Genomic DNA, 17,450 nt, shown 5'->3' on the forward strand with positions numbered 1-17,450 from the left:
TCCCCATCAGATTCGGTTTTTCGCATCGAAGATCCAGTCTTCCAGTCTCGGGTGCGGCTCGCTGGCAACCGATTGATAGCGCTCGTAAAGCTCAACGGCATCAGCAGGATTCCCCAGGTAGATATCGAGCAGAAAGGCGAGATTAAGGATCGCCGGGGCGTATTTCGGATCCGAGGACAGTGCGGCGCGATAAAACTGCTCCGCTTGGTCGAATTCTCCGGCATTCCGGGCAATCACGCCCAGATGATTCAACGCCTGGACATGGTCGGGATTTACCGCCAGCGCCGCCTCAAACCATTTCGTGGCTGTCTCGGTGTCGCCTTCGTTGAAAGCAATGATTCCCAGGTTGACCATGGGCCCTGCCTTTTCCGGGTAGTCGCTGGCCAATTGCTCGAATCGGGACCGAGCTTCGGCAACGTCTCCCCGCTCCATAGCTTTTACTGCTTCGCTGAATGACGCCTCAAGAACCGCCTGCTCGGCTTGTTCGTCTGACTCCGGCTGCGGCGGGGCGGTCACACATCCAGACAGCACGGATATCACGACAAGACAGATTCCGAAGGTCTTAATCGAGCTCATAGACAATCCCCGAGGTTACTTCTTCTTTCCGGTAGCGCCCTGGCAACAGCACTTTCAAGGCCTCGTAACTGCGCCTGACCCACTCATCGAAAATGCCCTCCCGGGCACGCCGGATATTCTGCTCGTGAATATCAATGGCGTTGTCTTCGAATGGATAGGCCTGCTCTTCCAGCAACAGCTCGTACTGGGCCAGTTCAAGCTCGCTCAATCCGGTAGGCCGCTCAGAATCCATCAGATCTGCGCCGAGGCGTCCATAGATATGGGCAATCTGATAGCCCGCCTCGGTCGAGAACGAGGAGAGTCCGTAACTGGCGGTTTTCTGATAGGCATTCACCGCCCTCTCCAGCGCATCGGTTTTCGCAGTCATGCTCTCGTTCAGAGGGAGCGTCAGGCGAATGCTGTCATACCGGGCAAGAGCCTCCCGGGCAAGGGTCGCCGAGGCTGACGCCGCAAGGTAACGCATGCGATCGTCCGCCGCCTCAGGGGCGTCGTCCACCGTTTCCATCTGCTTGCGCAGCCAATAATCCCGTCTTTCTGTGTCCCCCTCTTCCTGATAGAGCTCGGACAGTCGATTGGCCGCTTCCATATAGACATCCGCCGGCTCGGGATGGCTGTTGGCGTAGTCGCGCCAGGTGTCGATCGCCTTTTCCCGGTTGCCCGCCTGATCGTAGAGTTCTGCGGCAATCAGCAGATTTTCCCGACGCTCTTCGGGCGTTGTCGCCAGGGCTACCATTTGCTGAAGTTCGTCTGCGGCTCGCTCCCACTGCTCCGTTTCGCGATAGGCCAGCGCCAGTTTTGCCGGGACAGTGTCAATCAGTTCGTGATCCGGGAAAGCCCTCCGGAAACTGGTCAGCACACTGATAGCCTGATCCCAGAGATTGGCGGTGATCAGAAGTGAGGCAGCATCGTATTCCGCATTTGCCCTCAAAACGGACTCGGGGACGGCACTACCGACTCGCAGGAATTCGCTGACTGCCGCCTCCACATTGCCGGCATCTGCCAGCTGCTCCGCCTGCCGATAGACTGCTGCGGCGAGATTCTCGCGCACACTACCTCTGCGTTCATCGTTTTCAGCCATGGTGGCGAGGGCATCACGATAGGCCTGCTCCGCCTCCGCGTATCGCGCCAGTTCAGACAGACTGTGGCTAGACAGTAACAGGGCTTCGGTGGTCAGGTCAGACGGAGGCGCCGGCTGCCAGGTAACAAGACGGGCTGCCATGTTGACCGTCTCTTCCCAGTTGTTCCGATCAAACTCCCGTTGCAGCGCAATGTAATACACGGCCGGAGCCCGGGGATCATCCGGGAACGCGTTTGCAAATCGCAGCCGATTCAATTGCTGCAACTCCTGATAGGCCCTCTGGTCCGATACGGCCTGGTTGTCCCATGTCTTTGCGTACTCCCGGAAGGCCAGCACAGAGGCATAGCCTGCTTCAGCGGCGCGCTCGGGCACCCTGTCCCCGGGGTAGTCATAGGCAACCCGCTCAAACGCTGCGATGGCTGCCGGCCAGTCTTCCAGTTCCAGATAGGTCTCTCCGAGGAGGAAAAGACGCTCAGGTGTCCGGGGGTGATCGGGGAATGTGGCTGCAAATTCTGCGTAATAACGGGCGGCATTGCGGTAGTGACCATCCGCCCGCTGATCATCTGTGGCCTCCCCTGCCAGCAGATACTGACGGTCTGCCAACTCTGGCAAGAGCTGTTCCAGTTGCCGTTCGATGAAGGCGATCGCATCGGGGTCTGCTGACTGCCAGTAATCACTGTAGATACCGTAAAGGCTGACAAAGCCGGCCTTTCTATCAGGAATAGTCCGGGTGAAGCCGGCGAGCTCCAGGGTATCGATGATCCGTATGTGGTAGCGTGGCGCCCAGGGGCTTGCCGGATGGTCTTCTATATAAGCTTCATAGACATCGATCGCGTCAGTGTACTGCTCCCTTTCCAGCAGGAGCTCACTGTAGCGGTCGTAGACCAGAATTTCGTATGGACGCCCACCAGTCTGGCGAAACAGCGCCTGAAGGGTTTCCGCTCCGTCCAGGTACGACAGTGACAGACCCACTACCCTGAACAGGTCCTCGATCAGGGTCTGGCTCCGCTGGTCCACATCTTCAACCGGTTGCCCATCGGGCATCACCAGGTCGAGTACTTCAACGTAGCTGAACAGGGCCTCCTGATATTGCGCTTGCTTGAACAGGCTCCAGCCTTTCATGTAATGCGCGTTCACAAGAAACGAGGCATCGGCCATGCGTTCCTGGCTGGCAAGGGTAACCTCGTCGAAGGCCTGCTCAGCATCCCGGTACCGGCCATCGATGAACAGCAGATCGCCCCGACGGAACTGGGCTTCAATCCAGTATTCCGAATCCGGATAACGGCGGACCAGCGTATTCAGCGCCTCCAGCTGCTGGGGCGTCGCACCCCGAAGTTCCCAGGCCCTGGCAAGCTGATAGTAGATCTGGTCATTGCCCTCGCGTTCTGGATATTCAGACAAAAGACGCTGATAGGCATCGATCGCACCGGAGAGCTCATCAACGGCTGTATCCGCCATTTTCCGCTCCGCTCGCTGGAACTCCAGATCAGCCAATCGATGCCGAATCGTGACCTGTTTACGGGGATCGTCCACGAGCGGCAACAGCGCGTTGTAGCTTTCCATCACCGTCTCGATGGAGACATCGCTCGCTGGTTCACTATCAGCTTCCAGACCGTCAGGGGATTGCCGAATGTCGGTTGCCGGCAGCGCTGCCAGGGTGCCCTCACGCACCCGGGGCATTTCCTCGTCGCCGACGGGCATTATCGACTGCCACATCTGGCAGCCACTGACCAAGACAAGGGCGCCGGCAATAACAAGCCCTCTAACGATGTTTCCAGGCGTCCAATTATTCATCTGCAACACCTGCACTCTGCGATGCACGGAACAGCTGATCCGCCAGCCTCGCCTGGGCATGGCGGGAGGCCACCAGATACCCGTTCAGTTCTTCCTGCTGGGCTGCAAGCATGTTGTCTACCTGGCGCACGAGAGCTCGCCGGGCATTCCCCAGTGCATCGGCTACCTCTGCCCCAAGGTTCGCGAGTTCCCGCTCACTGGCAGCGATACGTCGAGCCAGTTCGGCATGGCGGCTGTCATCGGCCATCAGAGCTTCAACCCGCTGCCGTTGGACCTGGAAGCGTTCCATTTCACTGTCCAGCTCACGCAACTGCTTTTGCGCCGCCCAACGGTTCACCCCGTAATCATCAGCAATCCACCAGTCGAAGTAGGCACGCATCCTCTGATAGGTCGCGCGCTGGCTGTCGGTGGTCGCGTCGTCAGGCAAGCCCGCCAGGGTTTCTTCAACCTCATCGAGCTTGTCCCTCAGTGCTTTCTGTTTTGTGGTCATGAAGAAACCGGCGTCTTCCTCGGACACCGCAGCAGATATCTTGTCTCTGAACGCCTGATGTAGCTTTTGCCATTGGTCAGCTTGCTGGTTTTCCAGCTCCCGACGGGTCTGGGCAATGCGAACCTGACGTTGCTGTTCGCGGGTCTGAAGCATGACTCGGAAGGATTCAAACCGGGACTGCCGTTCAGCAATGAAGGACTGCATCCGGTAGAGTTCGTTCAGTTCGGCCAGGGCCTGCTGGAACGTCTCCGATGCCAGCACTTCCGCCATGCCGAAATCGGTCGGCTCCACACGCAGTCGCCCGTAGGAATCCGTAAGAATCCCGTCGCTATCACGGCTGAAATCCAGCTGCGCCATCAGGCTCTCTTCACTGAGTCTATCCCGGATTCCGTCGAGCTCCTCGATCCGGGCCTGGTAATGATCGGCTGCCTTTTGAAAAGCGGGCAATGCACTCTTCGGCCGGTTCATCTGCTCTAGAACGTAGGCCCTGGCAAACGGCACTTGTTGGCGCCAGGGGAGAAACAGATCGCGATTCGCGAGGGTATCGAGAGCATCCAGTGCCCGCTCCGGCCTGCCCTGCCCGGCGGCAGCTACCGCGTAGTCAAAGAGGGCCTGATCGGCAAATACCCCGTCCAGGGGTATGTTCCCAAGAACCTCCAGGGCCATGTCGAACCGATTGTCCCTGAGATACAGCCTGGCCAGTGACAAGCGGGCCCGGCCCAATAGTCCCTCGCGCTCGTCCTCTGGTTCGGCAACATCGATAGACTGTTCGATGATGGCAATGAGTTTCTGCAGTTCCGACTCGGCCGCGACTGCTTCTCCCGCAGCCAGAGCCGAAACCGCCGAATTGTAGCGGAGGTAAAGGGACCAGATATCAGTGTCTTCCAGTTGCGCGCGAAGCGACGCAAGTCCCGATTCCTCTCCGAACTTCGAAGACATCATGGCCAGCCGGGCTTGCAGATAAATCCACTCGCGGAACAGGTCATGGTTGGCCTCAGCCAGAGTGTCGCCATCCACGCGACCCAGATTCTCGCTGGCCAGCTGGTAATCACCTTCCAGGTAGAAAACCTTGCCCAGGTAGAACCAGGCCTGATTGCGAACATCGGGCGAGAGCGTGCTGCCCGAACCTTCATCGCCTAGCAGCTGCGTGAACAAACGGCTGGCCTCACGAGTCATTCCCCAGGAGAGCATCAGCCCGCCCTCTACCAGAGCCGGGTGGTCACCGTGACCCTCAATGCCACCCTGTTCCCGGGCAACCGCCAGCTGAGTCAGTGCCTCGAAGGCGTTGCCCTGATGGTATTCATAGAGTACCCAACCGTAACGAAGGTCCTTCGCACGCTCTGGTTGAACATCTTCGGCCTGAGCCGGAGAAACCATCGTCAGCCAGAGCAAAGCACCGGTGAAAAAAACCGGAAGCGCTCGAAACGACGTGATCACGATCAATCCCACGACGCGATTTACTCCCACTCCACGATGGATACGGAAGGCTGATTGTTGGAAGAGCGATCCTCAACGCGGATCTCCAGAGCGGCCGTACCGGTGCCCTTTTCAAATTCCAGGGACGCGGCCTGCTTGTAGGGACGCTCATCCGGACCGATTCCCTCGATGAACGCCGTCATCTGGTGAACTCCGGTTTTCAGGTTACCCACGTACAGCCGCTGCATGCCACCGCGTTCAAGAGCCGTGACCTGGCGCTGCGTGTAGAGATGAGAGGCGACGATCTCGTCATTGACCTTCAGCTTCACTGCATCGAGCTTCAGGAACTTTCCGGCATCCACGCTGAGAAACACCGCAACCTGGGTGTTGGCCGGAAACAACAGATCCTCTTCAAGGATGAACAAGTCCCGGTTCAGCCGGATCACCTTCTTTTTCAACGCCTCCACCTGTTCGGCGACGGCCGTATCATCGTCATCTGCTCCGGTATCTGTCTGGGCGAACACGGGCCCTGTCAGTGCAAGTGTCAGTGCTGCCAAAAGAGCCGGAAATCGATGGTTCAAGCAAGTGGCCATGGTCGTTCTTCCTGCATGCTCAGTATTCAAGAATCAACGACGCCCGGGTGACCAGCGCGTCGAAGGAATAAAGGGGTTCTTCTCCGGGGAGATAGTCGCCGGGTGCGGTTACATCCCGGAAGTTGTCATAATCAAAATTCAGCCAGTCCAGCAGAAGGCTGAACTGCAGGCGATCAATGCCGGGAAGCGACGTCTGCTTCCATTCATAGACGGCGCCCGCTGCCAGGGTTGTCCCCGAGAGAGAGCTGAGCTCCTTGTCCCGTGCAAGATGAGTCTGGGAGTTCTCGAACGGAAAAAGATCGCTGTAAAAATCCGCCTCATTCTGGCTGTAAAAGCGGATTGAGCCCTCAAGGGTCCAGTGCTGGTTCAATCCGTGAACGTATCCGAGTTCGACAGTATGGGCATTGATGCCCCAGGTATCGGAAAAATAGCGGTATTCCCCTCGGATCGAGGCCCGGTACGGTAGATAGTACAACGCTCGCAAAGCCACGGAAGTACTGGTTCGGGTTTCCGGATAACGCTCCGGCTGGTAGAGGAACGCAGTGGAATCGTTGGGATCAATGTAGCGATTCTGACGATAGGGGTTCTGCAGAAAGCCCTCATCCGTGACCACTTCAAGATCGACACCTACCAGGCTATTGCGAGTAACAACCTGGCTAAGGCCCAGCTGATAGTTGCGACGATCGGCCTCTTCGCTGAAGGAATCGTTGCCAACCCGGCCCACTTCGTCCCAGCCACTGGCATAGCCCATGGTAACCGTGGACATGCCCCCGAAGAATTCCTGGCTCACCGAGAAATAGACGGTATTGGCTTCGTAATCGTTTTCCGTGCTGTTGGTAAAGCCCAGACTCAGAATGGATTTATCGTGCAGATAATCGACGCCAAAGGTGTATTCGTTGCGCTCTTCCTCATAAGGGCTGGCCGTTGCCAGAACGTCTACCGAGGCCGCTGAAACGGAATCGACATAGTACTGGCCTGACAGGGAAACCTGGGAACCGATACCCTTTCGAACCAACACCGATGGGCCATCGATGACCATGCCCCCGCCGTCATAGCGGTGATACAGAACGTCAACGTTGTCGACAGGAAGGGTGGCTGCAATCGCAGAATGCCCAAACAGTGCCAGTGCAAGCAGTAGGCACCCTGACCGCACCAACTGTCTTCTGTCAGTTGCAGCCACAACCACCTCCCGAACCGCCTTCAGCCCCCCGGGCAGATTCCCGAGCCTGATAGACGTGGTGCATGTAGGAATCCGCTTTGCCATGACGACTCAGGCTCATGACCGGGTCCGCCAGATTATCCCGCTCGTAAGGTTTCACCCATGGCTTGACTGAGCTGCATCCGGAAACCGCGAACGTGGCGGCCAGAAGAGCGGAGACAGTGAAGATCGACAAACTACGCATAAACGTCCCGTCCGAAAATTACTCGCGCACCAGTTCGCGAATCTGCTGTTCGTACTCGTCTTCGTAACCGGGCTGGTATCCGTAATGGAGATACCGCGCATTACCATCACGATCAATCATTACGGTCGTCGGCATGGCCTGCACTTCGTACAGTTCGCTAACCGAGCTCTCCGGATCGTAGAGGATCGGATAATTCACGGGCACCTTGTCCAGAAAACGATGTGCCTCCTGCCGATTCTCATCCACATTCACTGCCAGAATCGTGAAGCCAAGATCCTTGTACTGGCTATACAACTCATCCATCAGTGGCATCTCCTGGCGGCAGGGCCCACACCAGGAAGCCCAGAAGTTCAGCATCACCACTTCCCCACGGTGATCTTCCAGCCTCAGGTTCTCTCCGGAACGGCTTTCAAGAGTGAAATCCGGAGCCGGAACATTGATTGCCTCGGCGCCCGCCAACGGGCTCAGGCAGGCCAGAATGCCTGCGACTGCGAGTGATTGAATGGATGCTTTCATAACCATTGCTCCTGTATTCAGAAAAAGACGGACAGGCCAGTGCTGACCTCGGTGTTCATGGAGGTTTTCTCGGCCCCCAGAACGTCGATTCGGTAGTAGTGCTGTCGCACGCCAATGTGAACGGCAACGCTGTCCGTCAACAGCACCTGGTAGCCCGCACCGGCGTTCAGGGTAAAGCGGGTATCACCGGCAAAATCGGTGGCTCCTGCCCCTGCAATCAGATAGAAATTGGTGTTGAACGCGTAGTTTTCGGTGAGGAAGGCCTCCCCCGGCAGCACGTTGTAGCCCAGATTGATGTTGTAATAGCTGTAATCCCGCTCACTATCGGTGAGCACTTCAACGTTACCCGCCAACTTTTCGAAACTGGTTTCTCCGCCCTCCGCGAAGCCGATTCCGGCCTCAAAGAAGAAAGACTCACTGAGGTGATAAGTGAGCTTGCCACCATAGAGCAGTGACGACTCGAAGTCCTCGATGTTCAGGACACCCACAAACGCGCCGACTTCAAAGTTCTCGGTGTCGATCATTGCCTCGGTAACCGGTACCGGGGTTACGTCAGGCTCGATCAGCGGCCGATCATCCTGGGCCTGGGCAACACCCGCTACACATAGCCCTGCCGCGAGGCACGCTGGTTTCAGAAAAAGATGCTTAGTCCGATTTTCCATTCTGTCGCTTCTTCGTTGGTGGACCGGGTAGTGAACACTTTGTAGTCCTTCACTTCGGCACGGATGAAATATCGATCGGTGATGTAGGCCCGGATGCCAAGGCCGGCATGGCCGATAGCGTTGTCCCGCTCTTCCGGCTCAGCCAGGGTGGCCTTGGGATCCACCCAGATATGCCCGACCCCGAGGGTAAAGAAGGGGGATACCCGCCAGTGTGGAAATGGCTGATGCACCAGATTGGCATCGACCTTCCGAATCTCCGACGCACTGCCCAGAATCTGGGAGGCCCACAGCTCGGCAGACAGGTTCCGAGTCATCCAGAAACCACCGTAACCGGCGGTGACGGCGGCACCATCAAATTCGCCCATCATTAAACCGGCCTCGAACCTCCGATCACTGAAAGAATCAAAATCCGGGACCTGAAGATCCACCCGGTTACCCGTGGCGTCCACGGTCTGGGCGATATCGGCAACAGCTACCCAGCCTTCCCGACCCCGGGAGTCAGTAACCTTTAGCCAGCTTGTTTTGCGCTGAAGAATGGTCAGCCACTCCCCTTGCTCGCTGGTGTGAAAAACCGGATAGCCAGTTGCCGGGCCGGTTCGCCATTCAATGTAAGGTTCGGTCACCTGCACTTGCGCGACGTCCTCGTCACCCTGACCCCACAGCCAACCAGCCCAGCTCTGGGCCGGAAAAAACAACAGAAACACGAGAATGGCAATGGGCATGGCGCGAGTGTCAGTCCTTGAATCAGTCTTCCGGGGCATCGAACGGGTTGTTGAAATACTGGCCGCCAACATCCAGCCATTCCGCGATCAGTCTGAGCTCCGACGGTGTCAGGAAATCGCGGTGCGTTCCCCCCTCGGCAAACACATCAAAGAAATTACTGGCACGGGCGCCGTTGACAGACATTGAAGCCTGCACAGGCACTGTCACGAGGATGGGTTGCTCATTGCCATTGGCATCCAGAATGGGGTTGCCCTCTTCGTCCCTCAAAACATCTCCCGAGTCCACGAGTACGTCGATCAGGGCTCCGTTAACAAGTTCTTGCTCGCTATCAGGGAAAAGCAATTCACGGTAAGCGTTGAAGTGCAGCGGTTCATCGGGTGACGGGCCATCGCCCAGATCCAGCTGTCCAGCCGGCACCTGCTGAGCGTCGGCCGCATCGGTGTCGGTATGACAACTGGTACAGGTATAGTCATCCACAACTGCCATCGTATTCGGATCCAACACCTCCCGATTCAGGCTCCAGAGCGGATGAATATGCTGCTCGTAGTTAATTACAATCCGACAATTCGGCGCCCAGTCGCTGGCGCAAACGCCGGATATGGGCTGCGGGGTCTGCAGCTCGCCATAGGCATAGGAAAAGCTGTCAGGCTTTGGATCCACCGCATCACCGGACCACTCATCGGCATAGATCACATCCGGCGTCGGTCGGCGAATATCGTTGATGCGAGCAAACACCTCGGCCATGGTTTCACCCATATCGGCGAACAGGCCCGGGTCGGTATTCGGAAACGGAATACCGGTGGTTGCCGCCCCACCCCATACGGGATCAGGTCCGGCATCCGGCCTGCCATGGGGCGTAGGACTGTTCGGGTTGTGGCAGCCTGCGCACTCGAGGGCTTCACCGGGACGCACCGTCAGCCAATTCTGGTGCCGCGCACCGATTCGCTGGCCTTGCTCATCCAGCACACTGATGGCGAACGCGACATTGGCCGGCACTGCCACCTTCACGGAGCCGTCCGGCTCGATCGGCACGTAACCCAGGATTTCCCGCATCAGTTGAGCGCGGCTCCGGCCAAACGCGCTGTTATCAAAATCCCGGACGTTTTCATCGGGGATGGCGACGGGTTTTTCCAGACGCAAAAATCTGGCGGGACGATCTTCGGGCGGTGTCTGCAGCGGATCGGCCATAACATCGATGCCTGCAGGAGTGGTATCGACACCATCGATATCATACACACTGCGGATGTGCAGAACGCCGTAACCGGCATCCTTCAGCGCGCCTTCTGGACCAGCAAACTGCGATTCAGGAATGAAGCCTTCCAGGGGCCGTTCTTTCATCAGGACCGCTTCATCAAACTGGACACCTTCCACCGGTGGAACCACCGGCCGCTGCGTTTCGCTGTTGATATCAAGAAGCCAGAGACCGTAGACGGGCTCTGCGGGCAGATACGCTTCCGACTCCAGGCGATCATCCGTGCAATTCACAATCCGGTCGGTTGCTACCTCCCGCAAACGGCAGGGAGTCCAGCTCACAAGATAACGGTTGGTCCCGTCCAGCAAGGGAGAAACCGATGCGTAGCTGCCCTTCAACGATAGCTGCCCGTCCAGACCCACTCCGGGAACCAGAGGTTGTTGACCCGTGCCCTCGGTTCCGTCGATGCGGAGATTGGCCTCGACAAACTGCTCGACGTCTACCTCCGCCAGCACAGAGGCGTAATCATCACTCTCAAAGGGACGCAACTGAACCAGCAGATTGCCGCTGTCCGACTTCCGAGGCTGGAGATACTGAATGCCGTTCGCCTCAGGCACGGAATCGTGGGAATGACGACCGTAGAGATAGCTCAACCCGGTGCCATCGGGATTAACGCGATAGAGGTTTACACCGTTGTTTCGGGTCTGGCCGGCATTGTCCCAGCGACTGAACACAATGGTGCCGTCGTCAGCCACCATGGGATCGAGGTCGTGACTCTGGTTAAACGTAATCTGTTCGATGTTCTCGCCATCATCGTCCATCACATGCAGGACAAACGCAGGGCTGTCGCCCTCTTCGTCCAGGCCGGAGTATTGAGGCTTGCCTTCATCGAGCAATACCGCCTTGGAGATCCGCTGACGGGTAGAGGAGAAAACGATTCTGCCATCGGGCAGATAGGCGGGAGCAACATCCTGGCCTGCGCGTGCGGTAACGTCCGAGCCAATGATCCGACGCAGGGTGTCTGCACTAACGTCGTATTCCCAGATATTCCAGGTTGGCTGATCCTCGTCATCGGCGTCCTCGATTTCAGGAGCGCGCATGGCGAACAGCAATCTGGCGCCATCATGGGAGACATGGAGATCTTTAACGTCGTAACGCAACTGGCCGTTGTCATCGAGAAATTCCGGCCCGGCGAACGCTCTGGAAGCAATATCCCGTGTTTCAGCATCGGCCGTCGCACTGGCCTTCAGTAGCAGCCTGGCACCGGGACGGAAGGCCGTAGGGTCTGCGAGGTTGTCCTCCACCAGGGCGCCGGTGTTCTCATCAAAAAGCAGAGCTCGCTCGACATACGCCACCGGGTTCTCGACAACAACCGGATCCGCCTGCTGGCTATCGCTGCTCGAAAGGCAGCCAGAAAGCGCAGTAAACGAGCCAAGCGCGATAGCCAGACGAGCACTGCGACAGATGTTCAGATTGGGTGACTTAATTTCCAACGTGACAAACCCTGTTTCGGATGACATTCCATGACATAAATTAAGTCGGTTCCGATGGCAGGCTCCAAGGGTTTTACGTAACGCAATGTAATAACGTGGCCTACGACTCAAAACGAAGGATATAGCAAGCCGTATACTTTTAACAATTGTCAAAAAGCATTAATGTGCAGATGCTAATGAAAACCGAGGGAAAGGACATGACCGCCCGGAACAGGATCAGAAGCCGTCTCAGTAAGGCTTGCAGTACCGCAGTTCTCGTCGCACTGGTGTCTGGACAGGCAAGCCTTGCTCAGGCCGGCCCCAGAGAACAGGCCAAGCGAATTCACGACCGGATTGCCGGCGTGCCACCTTCCGCCGCTGTCCTCAATGCCATGGAAAGTGACATTGTTTCGGGCAACGCTATCGATGCAGCGTTCACTGCCATGGATGACAGCGCCTTCTATGATGTCACCCTGAAAAACTTTGCAGCTCCCTGGACGAACGAAGCAATGTCAAAGTTCGTACCCCTCAATGACTATATCGCCACGGTGATCGGCCTGGTTCGGGACGGGGAAGACTTCCGCAAAGTCCTTTATGACGATGTTCTGTACATCGGGGATCCTTCCCTGAACCTGCCAAATTACTCCACCACCAACAACAACCATTACGAATCCCTGGAGACCAGCGGAGCCAGCCTCAAGAACAATCTGATAAGCGTGAATCAGTCGACCTACACAGGCCTCCCCCCAGCTGCCACCGCAGGCGTTATTACGTCCAGAGCCTCAGCCCGGGCGTTCTTCAGCGCCGGTACCAACCGTGCCATGTTCCGTTTCACATTGATCAACCACATGTGCAACGACCTTGAGCAGGTAGCGGACGTTACTCTGCCGCCAGATCGCATTCGCCAGGACGTGTCCCGCAGCCCGGGAGGGGACAGCCGGGTATTCCTGAACAACTGCGTTGGCTGCCACAGCGGCATGGACCCGATGGCCCAGGCGTTTGCCTATTACGATTACGAATACGACGCCAATACCGATCCTGATGGCGAGCTGGGCCGCTTGGTCTACAACGCCATGGGCGAAACGGATCCGGAAACCGGCTCCCGGGTTCAGGCCAAGTACCACATCAATTCTGCAACTTTCGAGCAGGGCTATGTAACGCCTGACGACAGCTGGGATAACTACTGGCGCCAGGGCGCCAATCGCCGGCTGGGATGGGATCCCTCGTTGCCGGGTTCCGGCAGCGGTGCCAAGAGCCTGGGCAGGGAATTCGCCCATTCAGACGCCTTTGCAGAGTGCCAGGTCAAGAAGGTGTTCGAGAATGTCTGTCTCCGACCGCCATCAGACAGCGCGGACCGTTCACAGGTAAGCAGTATGGTTGCCAGCTTCGCAAGCCAGGGATATGACCTGAAGCAGGTATTCGCAGAATCCGCTGTGTATTGCATGGGGGAGTGAGGACGCTATGAACACATTTAAAGGAATTTCCATGAGCTCCCTCAAATCGGTCCTTGCTGTCACTGGCCTGGCGCTTCTGCTTTCAGCCTGTGGTGGCGAATCCACGGAGCAGTTGCCAAATACCTCCCAGAATTCCGGTACGGTTACCTACAACGGGCCTGCTCCTGCGACGGATGATGTAGCCAACTTCAAACGCACCGTCTGGGACAACCTGGTTACCCAGGATAAATGCGGCGCGTGCCATGGCTCCAGTGGTCAGGCACCTACGTTCGTCAACGAGCAGGACGTCAACCTTGCCTATGCCCAGGCAAACTCGATTGTTAATCTTTCAGATCCATCCCAGTCCATAATGGTGACCAAGGTGGCCGGTGGCCATAATTGCTGGCTGCAGAGCACTTCGGCGTGTGTGGACATTCTTACCACCTATATTTCCAACTGGGCCGGCGGCTCTGAAGGCTCTGCAAAAACTGTCGAACTCCGCGCTCCGGCCCTCAAAGAGCCGGGTGCCACGGTTGCCCTGCCCAGCGACCCTGGCCTGTTCTCCAGCACCGTATACCCGGTACTCACACAGTATTGCAGTGACTGCCACGGGGACGGAGGTCAGACCCCCTACATCGCCAGTGCCGATGTCACCACCGCCTACGATCAGGCGAAAAGCCGCATTGATCCGATGAACCCGGGCGCATCCCGCCTGGTTGAGCGCCTGCGCTATGACTTCCATAACTGCTGGGACGACAACTGCGAAGCCTCGGCCGATTTGATGGAGCTGAAGATTCTTGAAATGGTCCAGGACCTGAGCGCCCAGCCCGTGGACCCGGCGATGGTAGCGAGCAAGGCACTCAACCTCGAGGCAGACGGCCTGCTTGCCAACTCCGGAGGCCGCTTTGAGGACAACGTGATTGCCCTCTACGAATTCAAGTTTGGCGAAGGCCAGACAGCCTTTGACACCAGCGGCGTATCGCCGGCGCTGGACCTTACCCTCAGCGGAAATGTCGACTGGGTTGGCGGCTGGGGCATCGACCTTGGCCCGGCCGGCGAAAACGAACAGGGCTTTATGGTCCCGGCCGGTAAGGCCCAGGGCAGCACCACTGCGAGTCGCAAGCTCCACACTTTGCTGACCGCCTCTGGTGAATACAGCATCGAAGCTTGGGTCGCCCCGGGAAATATTACTCAGGAAGATGCCCGCATCGTGACCTACTCGGGTTCATCCACCACGCGCAACGTTACCCTGAGCCAGTCGCTCCAGCGTTACGAGGTACTGCACCGCAGCACCACCAGTGACGAAAATACGCCTTTCGCGACCCAGGACGCCGACATGCTTCTGCAGGCAACCCTGCAGCACGTTGTGGTGAACTACACCCCGGCGACCGGGCGTCAGATCTTCGTGAATGGCGTTCCAACCGGCGATGTTGATCCGGACGACGGTGGACTGTTGACAGAATGGGACGACAGCTTCGCCCTGGTGCTGGGCAACGAAACTGATGGCAATTCTCCCTGGCAGGGCGCTATCCGGATGGTTGCCATCCATAATCGTGCGCTGACACCGGAGCAGGTCCAGGCCAACTTCGAAGTCGGTGTGGGCCAGAAGTTCTACCTGTTGTTCGGCGTCTCTCACCTGATCGATGTGCCCGAGAGTTTCATTGTGTTCGAAGTCAGCCAGTTCGACAGTTACGCGTACCGGTTCACCAGTCCTTTCTTCATCAGCCTGGATGACACCGCCGAACCGTCAAACATCGCGCTACGAGGCATGCGACTGGGCATCAATGGCAAAGAAGCGACGGTGGGACAGGCCTGGGCCAACCTGGACGTTGTCCTGGATGCTGACAGTTACGAGCCCGGCACCGGGCAACCGCTCTCTTCTTTGGGCACCATCATTGCGCTGGAAAACGGGCCCGGAAATGACGAGTTTTTCCTGACCTTCGATCAACTGGGAGGTAACAGCTTTGCCCGGTCAGAGCCGTCCCTGCCTCCGCAGCCGGAGCCTGCAGATCTGGAACCGTCATCGGAGATCGGCCTGAAGACCTTTGACGAGATCAACGAGTCCATGTCGCGAATGACCGGTGTTCCCACGACCAATCAGGCCGTATTCAACACGTACACCACCGTAAAGCAGCAATTGCCCACGGTGGAGACTATCCAGGGCTTCCTGTCCTCTCATCAGATGGCGGTTACTCAGATGGCCATTCAGTATTGCGATGCCCTGGTCTCCAATGCGCAGCTTCGGGACCAGATGTTCCCCGGGTTCGATTTCTCCGCCCCGGCCAGCACGGCATTCGACCACGGCGGCAAGAGCCTCGTAACCGGGCCGCTGCTGTCCCGGTTCGTGGGCAGCAACCTGGCATCACAGCCTGGTGATAGCACAATCGAAACTGAGCTCAGTTCGCTCATGGATAGACTGACCAGCTGTGGCGCGGGTTGCGAGCCTGACCGCACAGAAACGGTCGTAAAGGCAAGCTGCGCAGCAGTGCTTGGCAGTGCCACCACCCTGGTTCAGTAGAGGAAGCCGATCATGTTTATACGCAAGTCACGTAAAAAGCCTTTGGCCAACGGCAGCCCACTGCTCCACGACGACCACGGCAAGCCAAGAACACGTCGCGAGTTTATCGCGCAGGGCCTTATGGCAGGCTCGGCAACCGTGTTTGGGGCGTCTTTGTTCAGCCTCTTCGGTAATCCCAGAATGGCGTCCGCAGCGCTCTCTTCCGACCTGGAAACCTTGAAGCAAAGCTGTGGCATAGCGGTTCAGGGGGCAGGCAAGATCCCGTTCATCTGTTTCGACCTGGCAGGCGGCGCCAATATTGCCGGTTCTAACGTGCTGATGGGCAAATCCGGGGGGCAAATGGACTTCCTGAGCACCGCAGGTTACAACAAACTCGGCCTTCCGGGAGACATGCTGCCCAACGATCCAGCATTCGTGAACACCGAGCTGGGCCTTGCTTTCCATTCGGACAGCGGCTTCCTGCGCGGCATCCTGCAGAGCACCAGTGCCGGAACCCGCGCAGCAACTGACGGCGCCATTATTGCGGCTCGCTCGGAAAACGACACTGGCAACAACCCCCACAACCCGATGTATGGTATCCATCGTGCAGGTGCCGACGGCTCCCTGCTCTCTCTGGTGGGTTCCCAAAGCTCTGAATCCGGCGGTAACTCGTTGGCGCCCATGAATCTGATTAATCCGGAGGTTCGCCCCACCAAGATTGACCGGCCGTCAGACGTCACTGGGCTGGTGGACGTGGGCGACCTGATCGGGATTCTGGATCAGCAAGATGCTGTTGCAGTCATGGAGTCTATCCAGCGGATCAGTGACGCCAAGATGAATCAGGTCAACACGAGTATCTCCACGGATGAAGTGGTCAAGGACCTGGTCCGCTGCGGTTACGTAAAGAGCGCCGATCTTGCCGACCGATTCGGCAACCCGGCGGACCTGGATCCGGAGCTGGATCTCGAAATCGTTGGCCCCACAGGCATCTTCAGCCGCGATGAGTTCAACAGCAACCGCGAATTCCGTAAAACTGCCTCTGTCATGAAGCTGGTTCTGAGCGGCTACGCCGGCGCCGGCACGATAACCATGGGCGGCTACGACTATCACACCGGTGAGCGCGGAACGGGCGAACGTCGTGACGAACAGGCCGGCCGGTGTATGGGCGCCTGCCTGGAATACGCTGCTCGGGTGGGCATGCCACTGATGCTTTATGTATTCAGTGACGGTTCGGTGTCGAGCAACGGTCGGATTGATGATTCCATGGACGGTCGTGGCAAGGGCGAATGGACCGGCGACAACCAGCAGACGGCCGCATCTTTCTTCCTCGTTTACAACCCTGCTGGCCGCCCCACTCCGATTCGCAGGCAGATCGGCTTCATGCGTTCTGATGCATCGGTGGAAACCGCTTCCAGCCCCGCGGCCAACAACGTCAACCAGTTGGTGCAGACCGTGTTGCTCAATTACATGGCACTACACGGGGAACAGGCTGACTTTGGCAGTCGTTTCAACGGCCACGGGCTGGGCAACGGCACCTCTCAGGACAGCCTGATAGCCTTCTCGAATGTCGTGAACGGTACAATCGGAAACTAACCGAAACCGCTC

At 57.7% G+C, this 17,450-nt stretch carries 13 protein-coding genes; 3 read left to right on the forward strand and 10 right to left on the reverse strand.

The window, feature by feature from the left end; translation table 11 throughout:
• Positions 1-6 precede the first annotated feature (6 nt).
• From NUW46_RS11970 to NUW46_RS12015, 10 genes are read right to left on the reverse strand one after another with little or no spacing between them, the layout of a single operon-like run.
• Positions 7-576, reverse strand: a complete 570-nt coding sequence (locus NUW46_RS11970; protein ID WP_136631836.1) for a tetratricopeptide repeat protein — start codon at positions 574-576, stop codon at positions 7-9.
• On the reverse strand, positions 563-3,448 hold the full coding sequence (locus tag NUW46_RS11975; protein ID WP_418140195.1) for a tetratricopeptide repeat protein: 2,886 nt from the start codon (positions 3,446-3,448) through the stop codon (positions 563-565). Before NUW46_RS11975 ends, NUW46_RS11970 begins: the two co-directional genes overlap by 14 nt.
• A complete protein-coding gene (locus NUW46_RS11980; RefSeq protein ID WP_418140196.1) occupies positions 3,441-5,375 on the reverse strand; it encodes a hypothetical protein in 1,935 nt (644 codons plus the stop codon). The genes NUW46_RS11975 and NUW46_RS11980 overlap by 8 nt, the downstream gene beginning before the upstream one ends.
• A 20-nt stretch (positions 5,376-5,395) precedes the next feature.
• A complete protein-coding gene (locus NUW46_RS11985) occupies positions 5,396-5,947 on the reverse strand; it encodes an AraC family transcriptional regulator (RefSeq protein ID WP_418140197.1) in 552 nt (183 codons plus the stop codon).
• Positions 5,948-5,966: 19 nt separating this feature from the next.
• The gene (locus NUW46_RS11990; protein WP_069183332.1) at positions 5,967-7,127 is read right to left on the reverse strand and encodes a DUF3570 domain-containing protein; all 1,161 of its coding nucleotides are present in this window, start codon (positions 7,125-7,127) and stop codon (positions 5,967-5,969) included.
• Entirely contained in the window at positions 7,114-7,350 is a 237-nt protein-coding gene (locus NUW46_RS11995) for a DUF4266 domain-containing protein (protein ID WP_069183331.1), read from the reverse strand. Before NUW46_RS11995 ends, NUW46_RS11990 begins: the two co-directional genes overlap by 14 nt.
• Before the next feature lie 18 nt (positions 7,351-7,368).
• Positions 7,369-7,872 (reverse strand): TlpA family protein disulfide reductase, encoded by a 504-nt coding sequence (locus NUW46_RS12000; RefSeq protein WP_305967181.1) that lies wholly within the window; start codon positions 7,870-7,872, stop codon positions 7,369-7,371.
• Between the two features lie 11 nt (positions 7,873-7,883).
• A complete protein-coding gene (locus NUW46_RS12005; protein ID WP_305967180.1) occupies positions 7,884-8,528 on the reverse strand; it encodes an outer membrane beta-barrel domain-containing protein in 645 nt (214 codons plus the stop codon).
• On the reverse strand, positions 8,498-9,250 hold the full coding sequence (locus NUW46_RS12010) for an SH3 domain-containing protein (protein WP_209396992.1): 753 nt from the start codon (positions 9,248-9,250) through the stop codon (positions 8,498-8,500). The genes NUW46_RS12005 and NUW46_RS12010 overlap by 31 nt, the downstream gene beginning before the upstream one ends.
• A 22-nt stretch (positions 9,251-9,272) precedes the next feature.
• Positions 9,273-11,963, reverse strand: coding sequence for a hypothetical protein (locus NUW46_RS12015; protein WP_418140198.1), 2,691 nt, complete (start codon positions 11,961-11,963; stop codon positions 9,273-9,275).
• A 170-nt stretch (positions 11,964-12,133) separates the two neighbouring features.
• Between NUW46_RS12015 and NUW46_RS12020 the strand changes: the two genes are divergently transcribed.
• From NUW46_RS12020 to NUW46_RS12030, 3 genes are read left to right on the forward strand one after another with little or no spacing between them, the layout of a single operon-like run.
• Positions 12,134-13,369: a hypothetical protein gene (locus NUW46_RS12020; protein WP_305967178.1), complete on the forward strand. Its 1,236-nt coding sequence runs from the start codon at positions 12,134-12,136 to the stop codon at positions 13,367-13,369.
• A 31-nt stretch (positions 13,370-13,400) separates the two neighbouring features.
• Complete coding sequence (locus NUW46_RS12025; RefSeq protein ID WP_305967177.1) at positions 13,401-15,866, forward strand: LamG domain-containing protein; 2,466 nt, start codon at positions 13,401-13,403, stop codon at positions 15,864-15,866.
• Positions 15,867-15,878: 12 nt separating this feature from the next.
• Positions 15,879-17,438 carry a general secretion pathway protein GspF gene (locus NUW46_RS12030; protein WP_069183325.1) on the forward strand — a complete coding sequence of 520 codons (1,560 nt, stop codon included), beginning with the start codon at positions 15,879-15,881 and terminating at the stop codon, positions 17,436-17,438.
• Positions 17,439-17,450 lie beyond the last annotated feature (12 nt).

It is taken from the genome of Marinobacter sp. MA (assembly GCF_048298425.1).
GTDB classification, from domain to species: domain Bacteria; phylum Pseudomonadota; class Gammaproteobacteria; order Pseudomonadales; family Oleiphilaceae; genus Marinobacter; species Marinobacter salsuginis.